The organism is Azospirillum aestuarii, assembly GCF_016632405.1.
GTDB classification, from domain to species: Bacteria; Pseudomonadota; Alphaproteobacteria; order Azospirillales; family Azospirillaceae; genus Azospirillum; species Azospirillum aestuarii.
The window spans coordinates 59,352-84,773 of record NZ_JAEPIV010000008.1; the positions used below are offsets into that span (position 1 = coordinate 59,352).

Here is a 25,422-nt window from a genome sequence, read left to right on the forward strand (position 1 = left end):
GAAACGGCGGCGCATCGGATGCGCCGCCGTGTTTCCGATCCCTGCGGAGTGCCGCGGTTCAGGCGACCGAGAGCACGTCCAGATAGACGTTTGCCGGTTCGGTCAGGTGAATCCGGTACAGCATGCCCGTCTGGTCGATGATGATGCCGGCGACGGGGTTCCTGGCCGCCATGTCGGTGACAGCGGCGCGCACGTTGCGCGGCAGGCTGTCGAGTTCGACGTCGCGGTAACCGTTCTTGTCGGAGAACTTGATGGTCTTCTGGCCCATGGTCAGGCGCCCTGCGTGCATGCTCTGTTTTCGGTGGGCGGACCATGATCCTGTCGGGTTAAGGAAGCACTAACCAAAAACGGCGCAAACGCAGGACTGATGAGCGGCGGCTGCATCGGTGTCTTTGGAATAATTCGAGCGGCGGTTGCCCTCACTCATTCCCTACCCATGGAAATGCTCGAACACCCGCCGGGCCAGCGCCGCGCTGATGCCGGGGGTGGCCTCCAGGTCCTTCAGCCCCGCCGAGGCCACCGCGGTGGAACTGCCGAAATGGTGCAGCAGGGCCTTCTTGCGCGACGGGCCGACGCCGGGGATGCCGTCGATGCGGGTGTGGTCCATCGCCTTCAGGCGTCGGGTGCGGTGGGCGTCGATGGCCGTCCGGTGGGCCTCGTCGCGCAGCCGTTGCAGGAAGTACAGAACCGGGTCGTTGGGCTCCAGCCGGAAGGGCTCGCGGTCCGGCAGGAAGAAGCGCTCGCGCCCGGCGTCGCGGTCCGGCCCCTTGGCGATGGCGGCCAGCGGCACGCCCGCGATGCCCAGCCCGTCCAGCACCGCGCGGGCGGTGTTCAATTGGCCCAGGCCGCCGTCGATCAGCACCAGATCGGGCCACTGGCCGCCGCCGCGCTGCGGGTTCTCGCGCAGCGCGCGCCCGAAGCGGCGGGTCAGCACTTCGCGCAGCATCGCGCAGTCGTCGCCCGCGGCGGCGGGGTCCTTGATGTGGAAGCGGCGCCCCGCGTTGCGCTGGATGCCCTCCGGCCCGGCGACCACCATGGCGCCGACGGGGAAGGCGCCCTGGATGTGCGAGTTGTCGTAGATTTCGATACGGGCCGGTGTTTGGGACAAGCCGAAGACGCGGGCCACCCCGGCCAGCAGCTTGCCTTGCGCGGAGCGTTCGGCCATGCGGCGCCCGTGCGCCTCGCGCGCGTTGGTCAGGGCGTGTTCGACGACGCGGCGCTTGGGGCCGCGCTGGGGCACCTCCACCTCCACCCGCCGTCCGGCGGCGAGCGTCAGCGCCTCGGCCAGCAGGGCGCGCTCCGGGATGGCGTGGCTGAGCAGCAGGTGGCGGGGCGGCGGCGTCCCTTCGTAGAGTTGCGCGGCGAAGGCGGCGAGGATCGCGGCGGGCTCCTCCTCGCCGTCGTGCCTGGGGAAGAAGGCGCGGGTGCCCTGGTTGCGCCCGCCGCGGAAGAAGAAGGCCTGGACGCAGGCGGTTCCGCCCTCGGCGTGGACGGCCAGCACGTCGGCGTCCTCCAGCACGCCCTCCAGATTGATGTCCTGGCGGCTTTGCAGGGCGGTCAGGGCGCGGATGCGGTCGCGCCAGCGGGCGGCGTCCTCGTAGGCCAGCCGGTCGGAGCAGTCGATCATGTGGCGGGCGAACTCCGCCTGGACGGCGGCGCTGCGCCCGGACAGCACGTCGCGCACACCTTGCATCTGCGCGGCGTATTCCTCCGCCGAGACGCGGCCGACGCAGGGGGCGGAGCAGCGCTTGATCTGGTGCTGGAGGCAGGGCCGCGTGCGCGCGGTGAAGGTGGCGTCGTCGCAGTTGCGCAGCAGGAAGGCGCGCTGCAACGCCCCGATGGTCATGCCGACCAGGGCGGGGGAGGCGTAGGGGCCGAACAGGTCGCGCTTCTTGCCATGCCGGTCGGCGCTGCCGCGGTGGTGCATCAGGCGCGGGAAGTCATGCCCCTCTCCCAGTGCAATATAAGAGAAGGACCGGTCGTCCTTCACCAGCACGTTGAAGGGCGGCAGCAGGCGGCGGATCAGGTTCGCCTCCAGCAGGAGGGCCTCCGCCTCGGTGTGGGTGGTGACAAACTCCATGGAGCGGGTCAGCGTCACCATGCGGCGGGTGCGGTTGGGCAGCCCGTCCGTCCGGGTGTAGCTGGCCACCCGGCGTTTCAGGTTCTTCGCCTTGCCGACATACAGGATGCGCCCGTCCGCCCCGATCATCCGGTAGACGCCGGGCGTGTCCGGCAGCGTCGGCAGGGTGGCGCGGATCACCGCCGCTCCATCTACAGCCAAGCCGGCCATAATCCCTAACCCGGTGTGCTAATCACGATGGAGCGGAAGGAAGCAGGGGAACGAACCATGGACAAGGGACAATCGTCAGCCCTGTCCGTCAGACCAGGATTCACCCCGCCCTTTGCCGCTCCACGCCCGCGGCGGCGTCGGGACGGGTGCTGTCGCGGACGACCAGCTCGCAATCCAGCCCGTGATGCGGCTGGGCCACCGTGGTGCCGTTCAGCCGGGCCAGGATCTGGCCGGCGGCCAGCTCCCCGATCTCGCGCTGCGGCGGGCGCACGGTGGACAGCGGCGGCAGGCAGGCGGCGCTGAAGGTCAGGTCGCCGAAGCCGATCACCGCCAGATCGTCGGGCACGCTCAGCCCGCGCCGGTTCGCCTCGAACAGCACGCCCAGCGCCATGGCGTCGTTGGAGCAGACCACTCCGTCGATGTCCGGATGCAGAGCGAACACCTCGTCGATCAGCCAGATGCCGACGGGGGTGGAGGCGGTGTCGGGGGCGGTGAAGGCGATCGGCTCGTGCAGGCCGCGGCGGCGCACCTCGTCCTCATAGCCGTCGGTGCGGCTGCGCACGCGCATGTCCTGGTGCACGGCGGCGCCGATGTAGGCGACCTTGCGGCTGCCCTGGTCGTAGAGATGGGCGGTCTGCCGCCGCCCCACCTCGAAGTGGGAGAAGCCGACCGTCATGTCCACCGCCGGGGTCTGGGCGGATGGGATGTCCCACATCTCCACAACGGGCACGCCGGAGGAGCGCAGCATGGCGCGTGTCCGCTCGGTGTGGTGCAGGCCGGTGACCACCACCGCCGCGGGGGACCAGGCGAGGAAGGCGCGGATCAGCTCCTCCTCGCGCTCCGGATCGAACTCGCTGACCCCCAGAAGCGTCTGGTAATGGGCGGTCTGGAAGGCGCTTTGCAGCGTGTTGTAGGTCTCCGCGAAGAAGGAGTTGGTGATGGAGGGCAGAATCACCCCCACCGTCCGGCTTTTCGCCGCGGCGAGGCTGCCTGCCACGAGGTTGGGGACGTAGCCGAGCTGGTCGATCACCGTCCGCACGCGGGTCGCCAACTCCTCCGACACCGCCTCCGGCTTGCGCAGATAGAGGGAGACGGTGCTGGGCGACACGCCGGCGGCGCTGGCCACGTCCGTCATGGTCAGCCGCTCCGTGGCGCGGCGGGTCTTCTTGCGCGTGGGTTTGGCGGGTTTCGGCGGAAACGGCTTGGCGGGCGGCTGTGCGGTCATTCTCGTCCTTCCCTGCGGCGAACCCCGCCGCGCGGCGAGGCGGCATCATAGCACGCCGTTGGAAAAGCGGGGGAAAGAGCGGGAGCGTCACCGGGGCAATCGCCTGAACGCAGGGAGCAGGAGATGCGGGCAAGATTCGACACGGATTTCACGGATCACCGCACGGATTTCTCGGATTGTTTCCATGCCGAGATCACGTCATGCCGCAAAGGACATCAAGTCGAATGGTTCCGTGAAATCTGGTCAAAATCCGTGAAATCCGTGTCAATTTTTGTCCCCAACGGAGCGACTATTTTCGAGTCCGCGAGCGCGGCGCGGGCCTGCTCCGCGAAGAAGTCGATGAAGACGCGGATCTTCGCGGGCAGAAGGTTGCGGTGCGGGTAGAGCACGGCGAGCGTCACCGGCTCCGGCGGGCAATGCGGCAGCACGACGCGCAAGGCCCCGCTGCGCAGATGGTCGGCCACCTCCCACAACGGTTTCAGCACGATTCCCTCCCCGGCCAGCGCCCAGCCGGTCAGCACGTCGCCGTCGTCGGCGTCGAACTGGCCGGACACCGGCAGGGTCATCGGACCCTGCGGGGTGTTCAGCGTCCATTGGAACTGCTGCGATCCGGGAAAGCGCAGCAGCAGGCAGTGGTGGGACAGCAGTTCCTCGGGCCGGGCCGGCACGCCCCGCCGCTCCAGGTAGGCAGGCGCAGAGCAGAGCACCCGCGGCAGGTCGGCGATCTTGCGCGCGACGAAGCTGGAATCCTTCAGCGGCGCCATGCGGATGGCGACGTCGGTCGCCTCGCGCAGCAGGTCCAGCAGATGGTCGGACAGGCGCAGCCGCAAATCCACCTGGGGGTAGGCGGCGCGGAAGCGCGGCACCATCGGGGCGAGGATGCGCCGCCCGAAGCCCAGCGGCGCCGTCACCCGCAGGCTGCCCACCGGCGCCCCGCCGATGGCGCCGACGCTGCTCTCCGCCCGCTCCGCGGCTTCCAGAACTTCAAGGCAATGTTCGAAGAAGACCTTTCCGGCCTCGGTGAACTGCACCTGCCGGGTGGTGCGGTTGAGCAGGCGGGCGTTCAGATGCTCCTCCAGGCTCTGCAGCCGGTGGCTGACCACGGCGGGCGACAGGCGCAGGCTCCGCCCGGCGGCGGACAGGCTGCCCAGCTCCACCACCCGCACGAACACCCGCATGTTCTCCAGCAGCGCCACGCTTGGCCCTTTCCCCACACGCCATGGAGAATCCTCCCACCTTTGCGTTTTTTTTGAAAGTGCTGGCGCACGCATCCGCTTCCCCGCTGCGCTGCGGCAACCGTAGAGTTCAGGGTGAGGATCACCGAACGAAAGAGGCCGCGACGCATGGAGCCGATCATCTGGGAGTGGGTCAACGTTCTGGTGCGCTGGCTGCACGTCGTCACGGCCATCGCCTGGATCGGGTCGAGCTTCTATTTCATCCACCTGGACCTGTCCCTGCGGCGGCGCGATGGCCTGCCCCCCGGCGTGGCGGGGGAGGCGTGGCAGGTCCACGGCGGCGGCTTCTACAATATGATGAAATACACGGTCGCCCCGGCGGAACTGCCGGAGAAGCTGACCTGGTTCAAATGGGAAGCCTACGCCACCTGGCTCAGCGGCTTCGCGCTGCTGTCGGTGCTCTACTACCACGGCGCCGCACTCTACATGATCGACCCGGCGGTGCTGGACATCCCCTGGTGGGGCGCGGTGCTGCTCAGCCTGGGCGCCCTGGGGCTGGGCTGGCACGGTTATGACCGGCTGTGCAAGTCGCCGCTGGGCAAGGACGACGTGAAGCTGGCGGCGGCGGGCTTCGTCTTCCTGGTGCTGGTCGCCTGGGGCCTCAGCCATCTCTTCAGCGGGCGGGCGGCGATGCTGCATGTGGGCGCGCTGATCGGCACGATGATGTCGGCCAACGTCTTCCGCATCATCATCCCCAACCAGACCAAAGCCGTCGCCGCGATGAAGGCGGGGCAGGTGCCCGACCCGGTGCTGGGCAAGCAGGCCAAGCAGCGCTCGCTGCACAACAACTACCTGACCCTGCCGGTCGTCTTCCTGATGATCTCCAACCACTACCCGCTGGCCTTCGGCACGCGCTACAGCTGGGTGATCGTGGCGGTGGTTCTGGTGGTGGGGGCGGTGATCCGCCACTTCTTCAACAGCCGCCACGCCGGCAAGCCGACGCCCTGGTGGACCTGGGCGGTGGCCGCCGCGGGCGTCGCCGCCATCGTGGGCTTGAGCGCCGCCGGGACGCGGACCGAGAGCGCCGCCGCCGCCGAACCGGCCAGGGTCGAGTTCGCGCAGGTGGAGGAGGTGGTGCTGTCCCGCTGCTCCATGTGCCACGCGGCGCAGCCGGTGTGGGAGGGGATCGGCGTGCCGCCGCGCGGCGTGATGCTGGACAGCGCGGAGGCGATCAGCCGCCACGCGCCCCAGATCCGCAACTGGGCGGCGCTGTCCGACGCGATGCCCCCCGGCAACGTCACCGGGATCACGCCGGAGGAGCGCCGCCTGCTCGCCGCCTGGGCCGATCAGCTTCCCCGGTAGGTCGAGTAGCTGTAGGGGGAGACGAGCAGCGGCACGTGATAATGCTGGTCCGCGTTGGCGACGCCGAAGCGGATCGGCACCACGTCGAGAAAGGCGGGTTCGACGATCTCCAGGCCGGAGGCGCGGAAATAGTCGCCGGCCTCGAACACCAGCTCATAGACACCCGGCGTCAGGTCGGCCCCGGCGAGGAGCGGCGCGTCGCAGCGCCCGTCGGCGTTGGTGCGCGTCCCGGTCAGCCGCTCCCGCCGTTCCCCGTCGATGCGGTAGAGGGTGACGGCGATCCCCGCGCCGGGCCGTCCGTGCGTCGTGTCGAGAACATGGGTGGTCAGGCGCCCGCTTCCGGCCATGGGTCTCTCTCCTCTCTTTAAATTCCCTCGCCCCTCTGGGGAGAAGGGATAAGTGACTTTATACCGCACCGCCGCGCGGTCCGAACGGGGCCTGCGCAAAAAGACTTTCAAACGGATCGAAAAAGCGGACCTCGGCGATTGCGGTTATGCTGCGTGGCAGAGGACCGATCAGGGAAGGCCGGGATGCGACCGAGCGAGATGGACCGTGCAAGTTTCGTCGCCCGATTCGGCGGCGTGTTCGAACATTCGCCCTGGGTCGCCGAAGGCGCCTGGGATGCCGGCAATCAGGGGGGAAACCTGCCCGACGACGCGGACGGGCTGCACGCCGCGATGGTCGCCGTCCTGCGCGCCGCCGGCCATGACCGGAAGCTGGCGCTGCTGAACGCCCACCCCGATCTGGCGGGTCGGCTGGCGCTGCGCGGCGAGCTGACCGCCGACAGCACGGCCGAGCAGGCCAGCGCCGGGCTGGACCGCTGCACGCCCGAGGAGTTCGCCCGCTTCACCGAACTGAACGACGCCTACAAGGCGCGCTTCGGCTTTCCCTTCATCCTGGCGGTCAAGGGCCGCAGCCGCGCCGACATCCTGGAAGCGTTCGAAACGCGCCTGTCCAACGGCCTGGAAGAGGAGTTCGCCACGGCGCTCGCCCAGGTCGAGCGCATCACCTGGCTGCGCCTCAAGGATCTGCTTCCCAAGGACATCGAGTCATGACCGGCTTCGGCGCGGACCTGATGGCGCGGCTGGACGCCTTTGCCGGCTTCACGGAGGAGCCGGGGCTGCTGACCCGCCTGTTCCTGACCCCGCAGCACCGCGCCGCCGCGGACTGGCTGATGGAGTTGATGGGCAAGGCCGGGATGAGCGCCCGGCTCGACCCGGCGGGAACGGTGGTCGGCCGCTACGAGGGGAGCGTGCCGGGCGCGCCGGCCTTGCTGATCGGTTCCCACATCGACACGGTGCGCAACGCCGGACGGTATGACGGGAATCTGGGCGTGCTGGCCGCCGTCGCCGCGGTGGCGGAGCTGGACCGGCGCGGTGAGCGCCTGCCCTTCGCCATCGAGGTGCTGGGCTTCGGCGACGAGGAGGGGGTGCGCTTCCCCGTGACCCTGACCGGCAGCCGCGCCGTGGCCGGCCGCTTCGACCGGGTGGCGTTGGAGACGCGCGACCGCGACGGCGTGCGCATGGCCGACGCGCTGCGCGCCTTCGGCGGCGACCCCGAGGCCATCGCCGAGGCCGCCCGCAAGCCGGGGGAGGCGCTGGCCTTTCTGGAGGTCCACATCGAACAGGGGCCGGTGCTGGAGGCCGAAGGGCTGCCGGTCGGCGTCGTCACCGCGATCAACGGCGCCACGCGCTTCGCCGTCCGGCTGCGCGGCATGGCCGGCCACGCCGGCACGGTGCCCATGGCGCTGCGCCGCGACGCGCTGGCCGCCGCCGCCGAGATGACTCTGGCGGCGGAGCGGGTGGCCGCGGCTTCCGACGCCGGGCTGGTGGCGACGGTGGGCCGGATCGAGGCGAAGCCGGGGGCGGTCAACGTCATCCCTGGCGAGGTCGTCTTCACCCTCGACGTCCGCGCGCCGGAGGACGCCGTGCGGCGCGACGCCTGCGCCGCCATTCTCGGCGACTTCGAGGCGATCGCCACCCGCCGCGGCGTGGAGCTGGCGGTGGAGACCACCCACGACGCGGCGGCGGCCCCCTGTTCCCCCGGCATCCGGCGGCAGATCGAAGCCGCCGTGATCCGCGCCGGCGTCCGCCCCTTGTCGCTGCCCAGCGGCGCCGGGCATGATGCCATGGCCTTCGCCGGCGTGCTGCCGATGGGCATGCTGTTCGTCCGCTGTGCGGGCGGCATCAGCCACAACCCCGCCGAATCCATCACCGCGGAGGACGCCGACCTGTCGGTGCAGATCCTCCTGGACATCATCCGCCACTTCGAGCACGAGACCCCGACACCATGACCGACACCGCCCAAAAGGCCATCCGCGCTTTCCTGGAGCAGACCCGCGACGAGCAGGTCCGCTTCCTGGCCGAACTGGTCAAGGTGCCCTCCGACAACCCGCCCGGCGACTGCGCTCCCCACGCCGAGCGCGCCGCCGCGCTGCTGGAGGCCATGGGCCTGACGGTCGAACGCCACCCGGTCCCGGCGGAGCTGGTGCGGGCCAACGGCATGATCTCCGCCACCAACCTGATCGTGCGCCGCCGCTTCGGCGACGGGCCGACCGTGGCGCTGAACGCCCACGGCGACGTGGTGCCGCCGGGCGAGGGCTGGAGCCGCGATCCCTACGGGGCGGAGGTGGTGGACGGCTGGATGTACGGGCGCGGCGTCGCCGTCTCGAAGTCCGACTTCGTCACCTACGCCTATGCGCTGCTGGCGCTGGAGAAGGCCGGGCTCGACCGCGGCACGGTGGAGCTTCACCTGACCTACGACGAGGAGGCCGGCGGCGAAATCGGGCCGAAATGGCTGCTGGACGAGGGGCTGACCAAGCCGGACTTCGCCATCGCCGCGGGCTTCAGCTACGGCGTCGTCACCGCGCACAACGGCTGCCTGCATCTGGAGGTCGAGGTCACCGGCAAGTCCGCCCACGCCGCCCTGCCGATGACCGGCATCGACGCGCTGGAGGCGACGACCGCGATTCTCGGCGCGCTCTACGAACACCGCAAGGGCTACGCGGACACCGTGTCGGCGGTGGGCGGCATCGGCTCGCCGCAGTTGACGGTCGGGCTGATCAAGGGGGGCATCAACACCAACGTCGTCCCCGACCGCGTGACTCTGCGCCTCGACCGCCGAATGATCCCGGAGGAGGCGCCGGAGACGGTGGAGGCCGATTTGCGCGCTGTCATCGCCGACGCGGCCACGGCCTTCCCGAAGGCCCGCGTCGAGGTCCGCCGCATCCTGCTGGCCCGCCCGCTGACCCCGCTGCCCGGCACCGACCGGCTGGCCGCCGTCCTCTGCGCCCACGCCAGCCGCGTGATGGGCGAGCCGGTGGAGACCAAGGGCGTGCCGCTCTACACCGACGCGCGCCATTACTCCGACGCGGGCGTGCCCATCGCGCTGTTCGGCGCCGGTCCCCACACCATCGAGGAGGCCAACGCCCACCGCGCCGACGAGCGTCTGCCGCTGTCCGACCTGTTCAAGGCGACGGAGGTTGTGGCGCTGTCGCTGTTGGAGGTGTTGGGCGAGGGGTGAGGCTGCACTGGTGCTGACCTTGCCCCCACCCTAACCCTCCCCCGCTGCGCAGGGGAGGGGACTTCATTCTCCCTCCCCTGCGACAGAGGGGGAGGGCCGGGGAGGGGGCAATGGCCCTTCTCCACAATGACAAGGACGACCCGCCGGTGATCATCGAGAACGATCTGAAGCTGGACTTCAAGGATGTGCTGATCCGCCCGAAGCGCAGCACCCTGGAAAGCCGCAACGACGTGGACATCGAGCGGACCTTCCGCTTCGTCCACAGCGGGCTGGAATGGACGGGCTTCCCGCTGATCGCGGCCAACATGGACGTCGTCGGCACCATGGCCGTCGCCCGCGCCCTGTCGCGCTTCGGCGCGCTGACCGCGCTGCACAAGCACTACCCGGCCGAAGCCCTGATCCCCTTCTTCCGCGACGAGGACACGGCCAACGTCTTCTACTCGCTGGGCACGACGGAGGCCGACTACGACAAGTTCCAGGCGGTGAAGGCCAAGGCTCCGGTGGGCAAGCTCTGCCTGGACGTCGCCAACGGCTACACGGAGCGCTTCGTGCGCGTCATCGCCCGGTTGCGGAAGGAGAACCCGGACATGGTCATCATGGCCGGCAACGTGGTGACCGGCGACATGACCGAGGCGCTGGTGCTCGCCGGGGCCGACATCATCAAGGTCGGCATCGGGCCGGGGTCGGTCTGCACCACGCGCAAGATGACCGGCGTCGGCTATCCGCAGCTTTCCGCCATCATCGAATGCGCCGATGCCGCCCACGGGCTGAAGGGGCAGGTCTGCGGCGACGGCGGCTGCACGGTGCCGGGCGACATCTCCAAGGCCTACGGCGCCGGGTCGGACTTCGTGATGCTCGGCGGCATGCTGGCCGGCCACGACGAGTGCGAGGGCGACATCCGCTACGAGGAGCGCGGCGGGCAGAGGGTGCCGGTGGCGATGACCTTCTACGGCATGTCGTCCGACACGGCGATGCACAAATACGCGGGCGGCGTCGCTTCCTACCGCGCGTCGGAGGGCAAGACCGTGGAGGTCCCCTACCGCGGACCGATCGACGGCACGATGCAGGAGATCATGGGCGGCGTGCGCAGCATGATGACCTACATCGGCGCCACCAAGCTGAAGGAGGTGTCGAAGCGGACCACCTTCGTCCGCGTCGGCGCGCAGCTGAACACCGTCTTCGGGGGGTGATGCCACGGGAGGTACCCTGCATCGGTACCTCCTTCTCGACAGTCTTCCTCCGGAACCACCGGCGGCTTCCACCGTTCGCAGGATGTGCGGACGGGTGGGGCGCCGGACGGCTTGCCCCGCTCGTCCGCCTTTTGGCGGGACGAGGAAGGCAGAGCTTATGCGTGATTTCGATGGAGCCGCTCCAGCCTATGTGGGGCGGACGGACGGGCCGGCGGTTTTCGATTATCTGATCGTCGGGGCGGGCTTCGCCGGCAGCGTGCTGGCGGAACGGCTGGCGGCGGGGCTGGACAAGCGTGTCCTGCTGATCGACCGGCGCCCGCACATCGGCGGCAACGCCTACGACCATCACGACGACGCGGGCGTGCTGATCCATCGCTACGGCCCGCACATCTTCCACACCAATTCGCAGCCGGTGGCGGACTATCTGTCCCGCTTCACCAAGTGGCGCCCCTACGAGCACCGGGTGCTCGCCCATGTCGACGGGCAGCTGGTTCCCATCCCGATCAACCGGACGACAGTCAACCGCCTCTACGGGCTGGACCTCGACGAGGCCGGAGTCGCCGCCTTCCTGAAGAGCCGGGCGGAACCGGTCGCCGATATCCGCACCTCGGAGGACGTGGTGGTCGGCGCGGTCGGGCGGGAGCTGTACGAGAAGTTCTTCCGCGGCTACACCCGCAAGCAATGGGGCCTCGACCCGTCGCAGCTCGACAAGGCGGTGACGGCGCGGGTGCCGACGCGGACCAACGACGACGACCGCTATTTCGGCGACAGCTTCCAGAACATGCCGCTGCACGGCTACACGCGGATGTTCGAGAACATGCTCGACCACCCGAACATCACAATCCGCCTGGGCGCCGATTTCCGCGACGTGGTGCGCGACGTGCGTTACCGCAACCTGATCTTCACCGGCCCGGTTGACGAGTATTTCGGCCACCGCTTCGGCAAGCTGCCCTACCGCTCCCTGACCTTCCGGCACGAGACGGTCGATCAGGAATGGTTCCAGCCCGTCGCCGTGGTGAACTACCCCGGCGAGGAGGTGCCGCACACCCGCATCACCGAATACAAGCACCTGACCGGCCAAACCAACCCACGCACCAGCCTGACCTACGAATACCCGTCGGCGGAGGGCGACCCCTACTACCCGATCCCCCGCGCGGAGAACGCGGCCCTCTACCGCAAGTACCAGGAGTTGGCCGACGCCACGCCGAACGTCCATTTCGTCGGGCGGCTGGCGACCTACCGTTACTACAACATGGATCAGGTGGTGGCGCAGGCGCTGGCGCTCTACACCCGCATCGCCAAGGCCGAAGGCGCCGTGGCGGAGGGGGCGCGCGGCATTTCCGGGATCGGCGCCTCCCCGCAGTCCGCTCCATCGTCCGCTCCGGTCCACAGCAGGAGGGAAGCGTCATGAAAGCGTTCGGAATGGCCCTGGCCACCGCGGTCGTCCTCGCCATCGGCGCCAGCGTGATCCTGGAAGGCACGCTGGGCCGCACCGCCGACGAGACCTTCGCCGCCCCCTCGGTCCGGCTGAGCGAGGACAACACGGTGCACCACCGCAACTTCATGGGGCACTGAGGACCTGCGTTCCGGGGGAGGGGCTGTGACTCCTCCCTACATATCCAACCCGACGTCAAAATTCGGCGCGCTGTGGGTCAGCCAGCCGACCGAGATCATGTCGACGCCCGCCTCCGCGATGGCCCGCACGGTGGACAGCGTGACGTTGCCGGACGCCTCCGTCACCATGCGGCCGTCCACCATGGCGACGGCGCGGCGCAGCGTCTGCGGGTCCATGTTGTCGAGCAGGACGACATCGACCGGCAGGGTCAGCAACTCCTCCAACTGGGCAAGTGTGTCCACCTCGACCTCCACCTTCACCATGTGGCCGATGGCGGCGCGGACGCGCTCGACCGCCGGGCGGATGCCGCCGGCCACGGCGATGTGGTTGTCCTTGACCAGAACCGCGTCGTCGAGCCCGAAGCGGTGGTTGAAGCCGCCGCCCAGCCGCACCGCCTGCTTTTCCAGGACGCGCAGGCCTGGGGTGGTCTTTCGGGTGCAGACGATGCGGGCGCGGGTCCCCTCGACCTCGCGCACCAGCGCGCGGGTGGCGGTGGCGATGCCGGACAGGCGGCCCAGCAGGTTCAGCGCCGTGCGCTCCGCCGTCAGCAGGGCGCGGGCGCGGGCCGTCACGGTGGCGATGGTGGCGCCGGGGGGCACGTCGTCGCCGTCGTCGTGCTCCACCCGCAGCTCCGCCGCCGGGTCGAGGATGCGGAAGGCGGACAGGGCGACCTCCAGCCCGGCGACCCGGCCGTCCCTGCGCGCGGCCACCCGCGCCGTCGCCATGGCGTCCGCCGGGACGATGCTGTCGGTGGTGATGTCGCCAGCCCGCCCGAGATCCTCCGCCAGGGCGGCGCGGACGATCGGTTCATAGGTCAGAGGATGGAGCATGCGGCGTCTCCGGTCAGGGGGCCGGCGGCCCCGGTCAGGTCGGTGAGGGTGAAGCGGTGGCGCTGCGCCGCCGGGTCTTCCCGCGGGAAATCGGTGCGGAAATGCGCCCCGCGGCTTTCGCTGCGGGCGAGGGCGGCGTGGACGATCAGCCGCCCGGCAAGCAGGCGGTTGCGCGCCTCGCCCCAGCGGCGGACGGCGGCAAGGTCGGCCGTGCCGCCGTCGCACAGTGCGTCGAGCGCCACGGCGAGCCGGTCCAGCTTGCGCCGGGCGGCCAGCAGCCCCACCCCGTCACGGACCAGCCCGGCGCCCTGGTAGAGCGTGCGGCGGGATTCGTCGGTGATGGCGTCGAGCAGCCCGGCTCCGACCTCCCCGGCGACGGCAGGCGCTTCGGGCAGGGCGAAGGGCGGCAGGGGAGGGAGGTCCCGCCCGGCCACGTCGCGGGCGACCCGCGCGCCGAACACCAGCGCCTCCAGCAGGGAGTTGCTGGCCAGCCGGTTGGCGCCGTGCACGCCGGTACAGGCGACCTCGCCGCAGGCCCACAGCCCGTCCAGGCTGGTCCGCCCGGCGTGGTCGGTGACCACCCCGCCCATGTGGTAGTGCGCCGCCGGGGCGACCGGCACCGGCTCCCGCCACGGGTCGAGCCCATGGGCGGCGCAGAGCGCCAGAACGGTGGGAAAGCCGTCCGGCTTGGCGGCCAGCGCCGGGCGCAGATCGAGCCGCACCGGCTCCCCCGCCGCGACGCGCGCGCCGATGGCGCGGGCCACCACGTCGCGCGGCGCCAACTCCGCCAGCGGGTGTTCCGCTGCCATGAAGCGGGTGCCGCGCCGGTCGAGCAGCAGCGCCCCGGCGCCGCGCAGCGCCTCGGTCAGCAGCGGGGCGGGGTCGGCGTCCACGGCGAGCGCCGTCGGGTGGAACTGCACGAACTCCACGTCGGCGAGCAGCGCCCCGGCCCGCGCGGCCAGCGCCAGTCCGTCGCCGGTCGCCTCCGGCGGGTTGGTGGTGCGGGCATAGGCCCCGCCGACCCCGCCGGTCGCCAGCACCACGCGCGGCGCGCGGTGGAACACCCAGCCTTCCGGATGGCAGGCGAGCACGCCGCAGACCCGCCCGTGGCGCACCGCCAGATCGACGGCGAAGGCGTTGCTTTCCACCCGGATCGACGAGGTGGCGCGCACCCGCTCGGCCAGCGCCGCGACCAGGGTCGCCCCGGTGGCGTCGCCCCCGGCATGGACGATGCGCGCCGCCCCGTGCGCCGCCTCCCGCCCCAGCAGGGGCGCGCCGTCGGCGTCGCGGTCGAAGGGCAGACCGGCGAGGAGCAGCGCCCGCACCCGCTCCGCCCCCTCGCGGGTCAGCAGCAGGGCGCGGCCTGGGTCCACGAAACCGGCGCCGGCGGCCACCGTGTCGGCGGCGTGCGCCTCCGGCCCGTCGCCTGGACCGATGGCGGCGGCGATGCCGCCCTGGGCGTGGTTGCTGGAGCCGCCCGGCAGGTCCGGCGTCTTGGTCAGCAACGTGACGGCGCGCGGCGCCAGATGCAGGGCGGCGGTCAGCCCGGCCATGCCGGAGCCGATGACGACCACCTCCGAATCGCGGACCGTGTAGGGGGTGGGCATGAGAGGCCTCCCGGAGAGAGGATCGTTCTAACCCTCTCCCCTCTGAGGAGAGGGTGGCCCAAAGGGCCGGTGAGGGGGTTGCGCGTGGCGGAGGGTTCGGCACAAGCGCAACCCCCTCACCCTAACCCTCTCCCCAGAGGGGAGAGGGGACACACTCAGCGGGGCTTCACCGCCAGCATTCGCTCCACCGAACGGCGGGCGCGGTCGGCCACCTCCGGCGCGATGGTCACTTGCGGTTCCAGCGTGCGCAGGCTGTCCAGGATGTTCGCCAGCGTGATCTTCTTCATGTGCGGGCACAGGTTGCAGGGCCGCACGAACTCCGTCTCCGGCGAGGCGGCGGCGACGTTGTCGCTCATCGAGCATTCGGTGACCATCAGCACCCGCGGCGGGCGGCGGTCCGCCACGAAATCGACCATGCGCGCGGTGGAGCCCACGAAGTCGGCGGCCTCCAGAACGTCGGGCGGGCATTCCGGGTGGGCGATGACGATCAACTCGTCGAAGCGCCCGCGGAATTCGCGGATCTCGTCGCCGGTGAAGCGCTCGTGCACCTCGCAATGGCCCTTCCAGGCGATGATCTCGACGCTGGTCTGGGTGGCGACGTATTTCGCCAGATACTCGTCGGGCAGCATGATGACGCGCGGCGCGCCCAGCGATTCCACCACCTCCACCGCGTTGCCGGAGGTGCAGCAGATGTCCACCTCCGCCTTGACGTCGGCCGAGGTGTTGACGTAGGCGACCACCGGCACGCCCGGATAGCGTTCGCGCAGCAGCCGCACGTCGGCGGCGGTGATCGATTCGGCCAGCGAGCAGCCCGCCCCGGTGTCGGGGATCAGCACCGTCTTGGCCGGGTTCAGCAGCTTCGCCGTCTCCGCCATGAAATGCACGCCGGCGAGCACGATCACGTCGGCGTCGGTCTCCGTTGCCCGTGCGGCGAGCGCCAAGCTGTCGCCCACGATGTCGGCCACGCCGTGGAAGATCTCCGGCGTCTGGTAGTTGTGGGCGAGGATCACCGCGTTGCGTTCCCGCTTCAGGCGGTTGATCTCATGGACCAGCGGGGCGTGGAACGGCCATTCGACGGCGGGGATCACGCGCTTCACACGCTCGTAGATCGGCTGCGTCGCCGCGGCGATGTCGGGCGTGTAGGCAAGGCCGGTGGTATCGCGCATGGCGCATTCCTTTAATGCTCGCTATGAGCAAAACCATAAATGCTCGATCAGAGCATATCAAGCGGAAAAGGATGCGCCATGCGGAGTGTCGGTGATTCGCCCTACTTGGCTTCCTGGCTGGTGAGGTCGGATGGGTTCTCGGAGCGGGTCGGCTCGTGCCCCATGTCGGGTTCGCTGGCCCACTGGTTCGGGCGCGGCACCGGGTTGCCCTGCAGGTCGGGCGGCGCCCGTCGCAAGTCGGCCAGCGCCTGCTGCAGCTCCGCCCCCTGGGTTTCGCCGCTGGTGCTGGACTTGGGCGCGCGGACGCCCTGCTGGTTGGGCGGCGGCTCCTGGCTTTGCTGCACCTTGATGTCGTTGGACAGCGACTCCTTGGTGGTTTCCTGGGCGATGACGTTGCCGGTCATCAGCAGCCCGGCGACAAGGCCGGAGGAAATCAGTGCGGCGAGCAAGGCTGCGGACTCCTTTGGGATGAAGGGATGACAAGGCCGTCCCCCACCAACAGGCGTGGGCACCAACCCTCCCGTTCGCGCGTTATCAGGGATATGGACCCGACCGACACCCCGACGCTGCCGCCCATCTTCCGCCCTTGGCCCACCGAGGCGGGCGGCCCCTTCGCAACCGCCTGCCGCTTCGCCGCGGAAGGGGCGGCGCCCGGCACGCTCGTCCACAGCGGCCGGCGCGACCGGCTGGACGTGGCGGTGGTGCTGGTCCCCGACCGTCCGGATGCGGGGGATGGCCTCGCCGCCGTGACGCTGGTCGCGTTGGCCGACGCGCTGGAGGCGCTGGGGCCGCCCAACCTGAGCATCCGCTTCGACGGCGCGGGCCGCCTGCTGCTGAACGGTGCGGTGGCCGGCGGGGTGACCGTCGCCCTTGGCCCCGGTGCCGAGGACGGGCTTCCCGCCTGGGCCGTGGTCGGCGCGGAGCTGGAGGTCCTGGGCGATCCCAACGACCCCGACCCCGGACGCCGCCCCGACCGCACGGCGCTGCGCGAGGAGGGCTTCGGCGACACCGACGCTGTGGCGGTGCTGGAGAGCTTCACCCGGCATTTCCTGACCTGGATCGACCGGTGGATGGACGCGGGCTTCGAGCCGGTGCGGCGGGTCTGGGAACAGCGGCTGATCCCCACGGCAGAGGAGACGCGGTCATGACCGGACAGGCCGAACGGCGCGGCGTCGGCATCACGGTGGAGCGCCAGCGGATCGACAACCCGTGGGTGGACGCGCGCTGGCGGGTGACCGGCGCCCTGCCGGAGCTGCCCGACCGTGCGCCCTGGACCGTGCTGGCTCAGGATGGCGAGCGCACCGGCTATTACGCGGGCGCCACGAAGATCGTGCTCCATCCCGGCGAGACGGAGAATTATGTCGAGAATCTGAAGGGCGGCCACCCGATGCTCTACGTCATCCTGCGCCGCTGTGCGGAGGAGCCGGGGCTGCGGCTGCTCGCCGTCACCGTCGATCCCGGCGAGGTCGACGCCCATTCCGACGCCGGCGACGACCTGATCGAAGCGATCCCCCTGCCGCCCGATCTCGCGGCGTGGATGAGTGATTTCGTGGCCCGCCACCACACCGAACGCCCCTTCTACAAGCGCCAGCGCGACCGCGCCGACCCTGAGGCGTTGGCCCGCCGCGCCCCGGTTGCTCATCCTGGAAAGGATCAGAGCCATGGATGACGGGTCCGAAGGTTTCCTGTCCCGCTGGTCGCGGCGCAAGCAGGAGGCGCGCACGACGCCCGTCGAGACCCCCGAACCGCAGGAGGAGCGGGATACGGCGGAGGAGCCGCAGGCCATCGCCGCTCCGCCGCCGGAACCCTTCGACCCGGAGAGCCTGCCGCCGGTGGAGAGCCTGGGCGCGGACAGCGACTACACCGGCTTCCTCGCCAGCAACGTCCCGCAGGAACTGAAACGGCTGGCCCTGCGCAAGGCCTGGACCAGCGACCCGGTGATCGCGGGCTTCCGCGGCTTCGCCGAGTATGACTGGGACTGCAATGCCCCCGGTTACGGCAAGCTGCTCGCCACCGACCGCATCGCCGACCTGCTGGACCGCATCGCCACCGACGAGAAACCGCCGGAGGAGGTTGTGGTCGCTGACACGACTAAGTCTGAGGAAAGTGAGGGTCTTGCCCCCACCGACAGTCTTGCCCCCACCGACAGTCTTGCCCCCACCGACAGTCTTGCCCCCACCGACAGTCTTGCCCCCACCCCAACCCTCCCCCGCTGGGCGGGGGAGGGAGATGATCGCGATGCGGCGGCAGTTCCCTCCCCTGCGAAAGCGGGGGAGGGCTAGGGTGGGGGCAGCACGGAGGCAGGGAGGCAAGATCATCGCCTGTCCTGGACTGCGCAACCTTTGGGCAATCCCGCTGTTGTCGCTGATGAGCCGGACCTTAACCGGCCAGGGAAAAGGCGAAGCGGGGCAAGGGCATGGCGGAAACGGCCATCATCGACGACGCGGATCGGCTGCGGGCGCAGGCGTACGGCCTGCTGGCCCACCTGTTGGCGCGCCCGCCGTCGCGCGACTTGCTGGCCACGATCGGCGCGATGGCCGGGGACGGTTCACCACTGGGCCGGGCCATCAGCGATCTGGCCGTACGCGCCCGTACGCTCGCCGACGACCCGGACGGCGAACACCGCGCCGAGCGCGAGTATCATGAGCTGTTCCTCGGGGTGACGCGGGGCGAACTGGTTCCCTTCGCCTCCTACTACCGCACCGGCTTCCTGATCGACCGGCCGCTGGCCCGCTTGCGCGAAGACATGCAGGCGCTGGGCATCGAGCGCACCCCCGGCGTCAGCGAGCCGGAGGACCACATCGCCGCCATCGCCGAGATCATGGGCGCGCTGGCCGCCGGAACCGTCGGCACGGCGGACGGCGAGCCGGACCTGCCGTTCCAGAAGCGCTTCTTCGAGCGCCACCTCGTCCCCTGGGCGGGCCGCTTCTTCCAGGATCTGGAGGAGGCGTCGGCGGCGCATCTCTACCGGCCCCTGGGGACCTTCGGGCGGCTGTTCCTGGACATCGAGACCAACGCCTTCGCGATGATCGCGCCCGCCCCTCCGGGTGCGGCTCGCGGGGCCGACCAGCGGGAGGGCACGATCCATGCACCGTGACGACACCCCGAAAGCCGGCAAGACCGGACTGGAACGCCGCAGTCTCCTGAAGGGCCTCGGGCTGGGTGCGGCGGGAGCCGCCGCGGCGGCCGCCACCCTGCGCGCCGCCCCGGCGGAGGCGATGGAATCGCGGCAGGAGCAGGTCAAGTCCCGCTACCGCGAAACCGACCATGTGAAGCGTTTCTACGCGCTGAACCGACTCTGACCGCGACTTTGATCCAGAGGGCCGCCCCATGCTCGTCAAGCGCAACGCCGGAACCGCCGCCACCCGCGCCTCCCTCGCCCGCCGCCTGAACGGATTGTCGGCGGGCACCGCCGGGCTGGGAGAAACCGTCGACCGCCGCGGCTTCCTGAAGACCTCCGGCCTCGCCGCCGGGGGCATGGCGGCGCTGGGCGCGCTGCCCGCCGCGATGATCCAAAAGGCCGAGGCCGGGCCGACCCTGCCCAACGTCGAGATCGTCACCCGCAAGAACGTCTGCACCCACTGCTCCGTCGGCTGCACCGTGATCGCGGAGGTGCAGAACGGCGTCTGGACCGGGCAGGAGCCGGGCTGGGAAAGCCCGATCAGCCAGGGCGCGCATTGTGCGAAGGGTGCCTCGGTCCGCGAACTGACCAAGGGTGAACGGCGGGTGAAATACCCGATGAAGCTGGTCGACGGCCAGTGGCAGCGCATCTCCTGGGACCAGGCCATCGAGGAGATCGGCAACAAGCTGCTGGAGATCCGCCAGCAGTCCGGGCCGGACGCCACCTTCTGGCTGGGCTCGGCCAAATTCTCCAACGAGGGCGCCTATCTCTTCCGCAAGCTGGCGGCCTTCTGGGGAACCAACAACGTCGATCATCAGGCGCGCATCTGCCACAGCACCACGGTCGCCGGGGTGGCGAACACCTGGGGCTATGGCGCGATGACCAACAGCTACAACGACATCCAAAATTCCAAGGCGCTGCTGATCATCGGCGGCAACCCGGCGGAGGCCCACCCCGTCTCGCTGCCGCACATGCTGCGCGGCAAGGAGCACAACCGCGCCCCCTTCATCGTCATCGACCCGCGCTTCACCCGCACCGCCGCCCACGCCACCGACTATGTGCGCATCCGTCCCGGCACCGACATCCCGGTCACCTGGGGCATCCTCTGGCACATCTTCGAGAACGGCTGGGAGGACAAGGAGTACATCCGCCAGCGCGTCTACGGCATGGACGAGATCCGCGCCGAGGTGAAGAAGTGGGACCCCGCCACGGTGGAGCGGGTCAGCGGCGTGCCGGGCGAGCAGCTCCACCGCGTGGCGGAGGCGCTGGCGAAGAACCGGCCGTCCACCGTCATCTGGTGCATGGGCATCACCCAGAAGACCACCGGAACCGCCAACGTCCGCGCCCTGTCGATCCTGCAACTGGCGCTCGGCAACATCGGGGTGGCCGGCGGCGGGGCCAACATCTACCGCGGCCACTGCAACGTGCAGGGCGCCACCGACTTCGGGCTCGACGTCTCCACCTTGCCCTCCTACTACGGGCTGGCCGAGGGGGCGTGGAAGCATTTCTGCCGCGTCTGGGACGTCGATTACGACTGGATGAAGGCCAGATTCGGTTCCAAGGAGCTGATGGAGGCCAAGGGCATCCCGACCACCCGCTGGTTCGACGGCGTCACCTACAAGCCGGAGGAGATCCAGCAGCCGTCGCCGCTGAAGGCGATGGTCGTCTTCGGCCATGGCGGCAACACCGTCACCCGCATGCCGGAGATGCTGAAGGGGCTGGAGCAGCTGTCCCTGCTGGTCATCGCCGACCCGCACCCGACCACCTTCGCCGCCTTCAAGGAGCGCCGGAACGGCACCTACATCCTGCCCGCCTGCACCCAGTTCGAGACGGACGGCTCGCGCACCTGCTCCAACCGGTCGATGCAGTGGGGCGAGAAGGTCGTGGAGCCGATCTTCGAGTCCAAGGACGACTACACGATCATCTATCTGCTGGCCCGCAAGTTCGGCTTCGCCGACGAGATGTTCAAGCACATCACGGTGGAGGAGACCCGCCCGGTGCCCGAGGACATCCTGCGCGAGATCAACCGCGGCTGCCTGTCCACCGGCTACACCGGCCAGTCGCCGGAACGGCTGAAGATGCACATGAAGCATCAGGCAGACTTCGACAAGATCACCATGCAGGCGACCAGCGGCCCGCTGAAGGGCGAGTATTACGGCCTGCCCTGGCCCTGCTGGGGCCATCCGGAGCTTCGCCACCCCGGCTGCGCCGTTCTCTACGACACTTCCAAGCATGTGATGGAGGGCGGCGGCGTCTTCCGCGCCCGCTTCGGGGTGGAGCGCAACGGCGTCAGCCTGCTCGCCGACGGCTCCTATTCCAAGGGGTCGGAGATCGAGGACGGCTATCCCGAATTCACCATGGCGATGCTGAGGAAGCTGGGTTGGGACAAGGACCTGACGGCGGAGGAGATGCGGGTCATCCAGGCCATCGGCGGCGACAAGACCGACGAGGTGAGCTGGCAGACCGACCTGTCGATGGGCATCATCCGCGTCGCGCTGAAGCATGGATGCTCACCGCACGGCAACGCCAAGGCCCGCGCCGTCGCCTGGAACCTGCCCGACCCGGTGCCGCTCCACCGCGAGCCGATCTACTCCCCGCGGCCGGAACTGGTGAAGGAGTATCCGGCAATCGAGGACCGGCGCGACTTCCGCCTGCCGCAGTTGGCCCGCTCGCTCCAGTTCAAGATCGCGGACAGCGACATCCGCCAGCGCTTCCCCTTCATCCTCACCTCCGGACGGCTGGTCGAGTATGAGGGCGGCGGCGAGGAGACCCGCTCCAACCCCTGGCTGGCCGAGCTGCAGCAGTCGATGTTCGTGGAGATCAACCCCAAGGACGCCGAGCGGCTGGGCATCCGCGACGGCGGCATGGTCTGGGTCTACGGGCCGGAGGACAGCGCGAAGGCGCGGATGCGCGCGCTGGTGACCGAACGCATCGGCGCCGGCACCGTCTTCATGCCCTTCCACTTTTCCGGCTACTGGCAGGGCAACAGCCTGCGGGAGAACTACCCGCCGGGCACCGACCCCATCGTCCTGGGCGAGCCGGCCAACGGGGTGACGACCTACGGCTACGACCCCATGACCTTCATGCAGGAAACCAAGGTGACGCTGTGCCGCGTCGAACCGGCCTGACGCGCCCCAGGGAGGATAGACATTCATGGCCCGCATGAAATTCCTGTGCGACGCGGAACGCTGCATCGAATGCAACGCCTGCGTCACCGCCTGCAAGAACGAGCACGACATCCCCTGGGGCATCAACCGCCGCCGGGTCATCACGCTGAAGGACGGCGTGCCGGGCGAGCGCTCCATCTCCATGGCCTGCATGCATTGCAACGACCCGCCCTGCGCCGCGGTCTGCCCGGTGGACTGCTTCTACCAGACGGCGGACGGGGTGGTGCTGCATTCCAAGGACCTGTGCATCGGCTGCGGCTACTGCTTCTACGCCTGCCCCTTCGGCGCGCCGCAGTACCCCCAGGCGACCAACTTCGGCGGGCGCGGCAAGATGGACAAATGCACCTTCTGCACCGGCGGTCCGGAAGCGGACAACACGATGGAGGAGTACCAGAAATACGGCACCAACCGGCTGGCCGAGGGCAAGCTGCCGCTCTGCGCGGAGATGTGCTCCACCCGCGCGCTGATGGCCGGTGACGGCGACGTTCTGGCCGACATCTACAAGGAGCGGACGGTGCGCCGCGGCTACGGTTCCGGCGCCTGGGGCTGGTCCACCGCCTATGGCCAGAACGACCGCGGCGACGCCTTCGGGCCGGGCCGCGAGGGCACCGGCGGGAGCTGAGTGGGTGGGGGAGTGATGACCCCCACCCTAACCCTCCCCCGCTGCCGCAGGGGAGGGGACAATTCTCTCTCCCTTGCGAAGCGGGGGAGGGCCGGGGTGGGGGCAAGGGTGTCCCGAGGCAGCACCCCGCAAAGCGCACACTCTCTAGGGAAGGACGCGACATGACGAAGCTCCTGCGCCCCCTGCTGGTCCTGTTCGTTCTGCTGCTCGCCGCCCCGGCGGTGCAGGCGCAATTTTACCAGACGCCGGGGCCGAACTCGCCGACCTCGAAGGACGAGGTGCAGCTCTACCAGACACCGGACGGCAAGCTCTCCGGGCGGGTCAGCATCCCCGACGCAAAGCTGGGCGTCCTGGTCCAGCCGGAGGGGCGGGAGTGGCGCGAGTTCCGCATGGTCTGGCTGAAGATCATCGCGGGGGCGCTGATCCTGGGGCCGATCGCGGTTTTGGCGATCTTCTACCTGATCCGCGGCACCATCCGCATCCAGGGCGGCCGGTCGGGGCGTCCGGTGCCGCGCTTCAGCGGCATGGACCGCTTCGCCCACTGGACGACGGCGGTCAGCTTCCTGCTGATGGCGCTGACCGGGCTGATCCTGACCTTCGGGCGCATGCTGCTGATTCCGCTGATCGGCCACCCGAACTTCACGATGCTGGCCGAGGCCAGCAAGTACATGCACAATTTCTTCAGCGTGCCGTTCGTCCTCGGGCTGGTGCTGATCTTCGTGCTGTGGGTGCGCGACAACATCCCGGAGAAGGCCGATCTCGTCTGGCTGAAGACACTCGGCGGCGTGCTGAGCAAGTCCGGCGAGCATCCGGAGGCCGGGCGCTTCAACGCCGGCCAGAAGGGCGTCTTCTGGGCGGTGGTGTTCGGCGGTTTCGCGCTGTCGCTCACCGGCTTCCTGCTGATGATGCCCTTCGCCGTCACCGGGATCGGCGGCATGCAGATCCTGCATGTGGCGCACGGGGTGGTGGCCGCGCTGATGATCGCGCTGATCATCGGGCACATCTACATCGGCACCATCGGCATGGAGGGCGCCTTCGACGCCATGGGCAGCGGCGTGGTGGACGAGAATTGGGCCAAGGACCATCACCGCCGCTGGTACGAGGAGCAGCTCCGCAACGGCCGGGCCAACGAGGACGAACGGCTGCGGCATCGCGCGGCGGAGTGAGGCGCGGAACACCTCTCGACAGGCGGGCCGGCATGACCGATCCTTCCGCGCAACGAATTGTGCGTAGGGGGGAAGCATGCCGCTCGACCACCGGGAGTCGCTGTTCCGCCGGATCGCGGAACGGCGCGACGACCTCGTCGCGCTGACCCGCGACCTGATCCGCATTCCCACCGTGAACCCGCCCGGCGACGTCTACACCGACTGCGCGGAATTCCTCGGGCGGCGGCTGGCCGGGCGCGGCTTCGCCGTGGAGTATGTGCGGGCGGAGGGGGCGCCCGGCGACAGCGACCGCTACCCGCGCACCAACGTCATCGCCCGGATCGAGGGGCGCGAGCCCGGTCCCTGCGTGCATTTCAACGGCCACATCGACGTGGTGCCCGCCGGCCAGGGCTGGACGGTCGATCCCTTCGAAGGGGTGGTGAAGGAAGGGCGCGTCTACGGCCGCGGCGCCTGCGACATGAAGGGCGGGATCGCCGCGTCGATCATCGCCGTGGAGGCGATCCTGGAGGAGGGCATTCCCTTCCCCGGCGCGCTGGAAATCTCCGGCACGGTGGACGAGGAGTCCGGCGGCTACGGCGGGGTCGGGCATCTCGCCAAGCTCGGCTACTTCTCCCGCCCTCGGGTCGACCACGTCATCATCCCGGAACCGCTGAACGTTGACCGGGTGTGCATCGGCCACCGCGGCGTCTGGTGGGCGGAGATCGAGACGAAGGGCCGCGTCGCCCACGGGTCCATGCCCTTCCTCGGCAACTGCGCGGTGCGCCACATGGGGGCCGTGCTGCACCGGATCGAGACGGAGCTGATCCCCCGGCTGGCCGCCAAGCGCACCGCCATGCCGGTGGTCCCGGAAGGCGCGCGGCAGTCCACCCTGAACATCAACGCCATCCATGGCGGCCAGCCGGAGGACCATGGCGGACTGCCGAGCCCGATGGTGCCCGACCGCTGCCGCATGGTCATCGACCGCCGGTATCTGATCGAGGAGGACCCGGAGGAGGTGCGGGCGGAGATCGTCGGCATCCTGGAGGATCTGCGCCGCGAGCGCCCCGGCTTCGATTACGAGCTGCGCGAGGTTCTGGCCTTTCTGCCCACCCTGACCGACGCCGACGCGCCGGTGGTGCGGGCGGTGGGGGCGGCCATCGAGACGGTGCTGGGCCGCCCGGCGGCGCAGGTGGTGTCCCCCGGCACCTACGACCAGAAGCACATCGCGCGGGTCGGGCATCTGAAGGACTGCATCGCCTACGGCCCCGGCATCCTCGATCTCGCCCACCAGCCGGACGAGTATGTGGACATCGACGACATGGTCCATGCCGCACAGGTCATGGCGATGGCCGCCCTGTCGCTGCTGCGGCGGGAGGTGTAGGGGC

The 25,422-nt window shown here is 69.8% G+C and carries 25 protein-coding genes; 16 read left to right on the top strand and 9 right to left on the bottom strand.

Going from position 1 to position 25,422, the window contains the following annotated elements; all coding sequences use genetic code 11:
• Positions 1 to 58 precede the first annotated feature (58 nt).
• From JJL56_RS16080 to JJL56_RS16095, 4 genes are all read right to left on the bottom strand, one after another.
• On the bottom strand, positions 59 to 289 hold the full coding sequence (locus tag JJL56_RS16080; protein ID WP_247889599.1) for a hypothetical protein: 231 nt from the start codon (positions 287 to 289) through the stop codon (positions 59 to 61).
• 141 nt (positions 290 to 430) lie between these two features.
• Positions 431 to 2,290, bottom strand: a complete 1,860-nt coding sequence (gene uvrC, locus JJL56_RS16085; RefSeq protein ID WP_200485618.1) for an excinuclease ABC subunit UvrC — start codon at positions 2,288 to 2,290, stop codon at positions 431 to 433.
• A 100-nt stretch (positions 2,291 to 2,390) separates the two neighbouring features.
• A complete protein-coding gene (locus tag JJL56_RS16090) occupies positions 2,391 to 3,515 on the bottom strand; it encodes a LacI family DNA-binding transcriptional regulator (RefSeq protein WP_200485619.1) in 1,125 nt (374 codons plus the stop codon).
• A gap of 215 nt (positions 3,516 to 3,730) precedes the next feature.
• The gene (locus tag JJL56_RS16095) at positions 3,731 to 4,711 is read right to left on the bottom strand and encodes a LysR family transcriptional regulator (RefSeq protein ID WP_345772589.1); all 981 of its coding nucleotides are present in this window, start codon (positions 4,709 to 4,711) and stop codon (positions 3,731 to 3,733) included.
• 147 nt (positions 4,712 to 4,858) lie between these two features.
• On the opposite strand from JJL56_RS16095, the gene JJL56_RS16100 reads away from it, so the two are divergent.
• Positions 4,859 to 6,052: a urate hydroxylase PuuD gene (locus tag JJL56_RS16100; RefSeq protein ID WP_200485620.1), complete on the top strand. Its 1,194-nt coding sequence runs from the start codon at positions 4,859 to 4,861 to the stop codon at positions 6,050 to 6,052.
• Here JJL56_RS16100 and uraH read toward each other — a convergent pair.
• On the bottom strand, positions 6,037 to 6,399 hold the full coding sequence (uraH, locus tag JJL56_RS16105; protein WP_145628007.1) for a hydroxyisourate hydrolase: 363 nt from the start codon (positions 6,397 to 6,399) through the stop codon (positions 6,037 to 6,039). The two genes, JJL56_RS16100 and uraH, sit on opposite strands and share 16 nt — an antisense overlap.
• A 198-nt stretch (positions 6,400 to 6,597) precedes the next feature.
• On the opposite strand from uraH, the gene uraD reads away from it, so the two are divergent.
• The 6 genes from uraD (at position 6,598) to JJL56_RS16135 (ending at position 12,339) form a co-directional block, all read left to right on the top strand.
• Positions 6,598 to 7,107, top strand: coding sequence for a 2-oxo-4-hydroxy-4-carboxy-5-ureidoimidazoline decarboxylase (uraD, locus tag JJL56_RS16110; RefSeq protein WP_247891095.1), 510 nt, complete (start codon positions 6,598 to 6,600; stop codon positions 7,105 to 7,107).
• A complete protein-coding gene (locus JJL56_RS16115; protein ID WP_200485622.1) occupies positions 7,104 to 8,345 on the top strand; it encodes an allantoate amidohydrolase in 1,242 nt (413 codons plus the stop codon). Before uraD ends, JJL56_RS16115 begins: the two co-directional genes overlap by 4 nt.
• Positions 8,342 to 9,574, top strand: a complete 1,233-nt coding sequence (locus JJL56_RS16120) for a M20/M25/M40 family metallo-hydrolase (protein WP_145628000.1) — start codon at positions 8,342 to 8,344, stop codon at positions 9,572 to 9,574. The genes JJL56_RS16115 and JJL56_RS16120 overlap by 4 nt, the downstream gene beginning before the upstream one ends.
• Positions 9,575 to 9,684: 110 nt before the next feature.
• Positions 9,685 to 10,764: a GMP reductase gene (locus tag JJL56_RS16125; protein WP_211111026.1), complete on the top strand. Its 1,080-nt coding sequence runs from the start codon at positions 9,685 to 9,687 to the stop codon at positions 10,762 to 10,764.
• 157 nt (positions 10,765 to 10,921) lie between these two features.
• Positions 10,922 to 12,175 carry a UDP-galactopyranose mutase gene (gene glf, locus JJL56_RS16130; RefSeq protein WP_200485623.1) on the top strand — a complete coding sequence of 418 codons (1,254 nt, stop codon included), beginning with the start codon at positions 10,922 to 10,924 and terminating at the stop codon, positions 12,173 to 12,175.
• Positions 12,172 to 12,339 carry a hypothetical protein gene (locus tag JJL56_RS16135; protein ID WP_186453031.1) on the top strand — a complete coding sequence of 56 codons (168 nt, stop codon included), beginning with the start codon at positions 12,172 to 12,174 and terminating at the stop codon, positions 12,337 to 12,339. The genes glf and JJL56_RS16135 overlap by 4 nt, the downstream gene beginning before the upstream one ends.
• Before the next feature lie 36 nt (positions 12,340 to 12,375).
• Here JJL56_RS16135 and nadC read toward each other — a convergent pair whose 3' ends face one another.
• From nadC to JJL56_RS16155, 4 genes are all read right to left on the bottom strand, one after another.
• Positions 12,376 to 13,209: a carboxylating nicotinate-nucleotide diphosphorylase gene (gene nadC, locus JJL56_RS16140; RefSeq protein ID WP_145627995.1), complete on the bottom strand. Its 834-nt coding sequence runs from the start codon at positions 13,207 to 13,209 to the stop codon at positions 12,376 to 12,378.
• Positions 13,194 to 14,816: an L-aspartate oxidase gene (locus JJL56_RS16145; RefSeq protein WP_200485624.1), complete on the bottom strand. Its 1,623-nt coding sequence runs from the start codon at positions 14,814 to 14,816 to the stop codon at positions 13,194 to 13,196. The genes nadC and JJL56_RS16145 overlap by 16 nt, the downstream gene beginning before the upstream one ends.
• 155 nt (positions 14,817 to 14,971) lie before the next feature.
• Positions 14,972 to 15,982 carry a quinolinate synthase NadA gene (nadA, locus tag JJL56_RS16150; RefSeq protein WP_200485625.1) on the bottom strand — a complete coding sequence of 337 codons (1,011 nt, stop codon included), beginning with the start codon at positions 15,980 to 15,982 and terminating at the stop codon, positions 14,972 to 14,974.
• Between the two features lie 101 nt (positions 15,983 to 16,083).
• Positions 16,084 to 16,431, bottom strand: coding sequence for a hypothetical protein (locus tag JJL56_RS16155; protein ID WP_247891096.1), 348 nt, complete (start codon positions 16,429 to 16,431; stop codon positions 16,084 to 16,086).
• Positions 16,432 to 16,524: 93 nt separating this feature from the next.
• Here JJL56_RS16155 and JJL56_RS16160 point away from each other — a divergent pair, with 93 nt between their 5' ends.
• The 9 genes from JJL56_RS16160 to JJL56_RS16200 all read left to right on the top strand — a co-directional run bounded on the left by JJL56_RS16160 (position 16,525) and on the right by JJL56_RS16200 (position 25,418).
• A complete protein-coding gene (locus JJL56_RS16160; protein WP_200485626.1) occupies positions 16,525 to 17,130 on the top strand; it encodes a biotin/lipoate--protein ligase family protein in 606 nt (201 codons plus the stop codon).
• Entirely contained in the window at positions 17,127 to 17,651 is a 525-nt protein-coding gene (locus JJL56_RS16165; protein ID WP_200485627.1) for a DUF3305 domain-containing protein, read from the top strand. The genes JJL56_RS16160 and JJL56_RS16165 overlap by 4 nt, the downstream gene beginning before the upstream one ends.
• Positions 17,644 to 18,264 (top strand): DUF3306 domain-containing protein, encoded by a 621-nt coding sequence (locus JJL56_RS16170; protein ID WP_200485628.1) that lies wholly within the window; start codon positions 17,644 to 17,646, stop codon positions 18,262 to 18,264. The genes JJL56_RS16165 and JJL56_RS16170 overlap by 8 nt, the downstream gene beginning before the upstream one ends.
• Positions 18,265 to 18,398: 134 nt before the next feature.
• A complete protein-coding gene (locus JJL56_RS16175) occupies positions 18,399 to 19,079 on the top strand; it encodes a TorD/DmsD family molecular chaperone (RefSeq protein ID WP_200485629.1) in 681 nt (226 codons plus the stop codon).
• Entirely contained in the window at positions 19,069 to 19,284 is a 216-nt protein-coding gene (locus JJL56_RS16180) for a twin-arginine translocation signal domain-containing protein (RefSeq protein ID WP_200485630.1), read from the top strand. Before JJL56_RS16175 ends, JJL56_RS16180 begins: the two co-directional genes overlap by 11 nt.
• A 28-nt stretch (positions 19,285 to 19,312) precedes the next feature.
• Positions 19,313 to 22,231: a formate dehydrogenase subunit alpha gene (locus JJL56_RS16185; protein ID WP_200485631.1), complete on the top strand. Its 2,919-nt coding sequence runs from the start codon at positions 19,313 to 19,315 to the stop codon at positions 22,229 to 22,231.
• A 25-nt stretch (positions 22,232 to 22,256) separates the two neighbouring features.
• Positions 22,257 to 22,892 carry a formate dehydrogenase FDH3 subunit beta gene (gene fdh3B, locus JJL56_RS16190; protein ID WP_145627978.1) on the top strand — a complete coding sequence of 212 codons (636 nt, stop codon included), beginning with the start codon at positions 22,257 to 22,259 and terminating at the stop codon, positions 22,890 to 22,892.
• 161 nt (positions 22,893 to 23,053) lie between these two features.
• Positions 23,054 to 24,058 carry a formate dehydrogenase subunit gamma gene (locus JJL56_RS16195; RefSeq protein ID WP_145627976.1) on the top strand — a complete coding sequence of 335 codons (1,005 nt, stop codon included), beginning with the start codon at positions 23,054 to 23,056 and terminating at the stop codon, positions 24,056 to 24,058.
• Between the two features lie 76 nt (positions 24,059 to 24,134).
• Complete coding sequence (locus tag JJL56_RS16200) at positions 24,135 to 25,418, top strand: acetylornithine deacetylase/succinyl-diaminopimelate desuccinylase family protein (protein ID WP_200485632.1); 1,284 nt, start codon at positions 24,135 to 24,137, stop codon at positions 25,416 to 25,418.
• Positions 25,419 to 25,422: the final 4 nt, after the last annotated feature.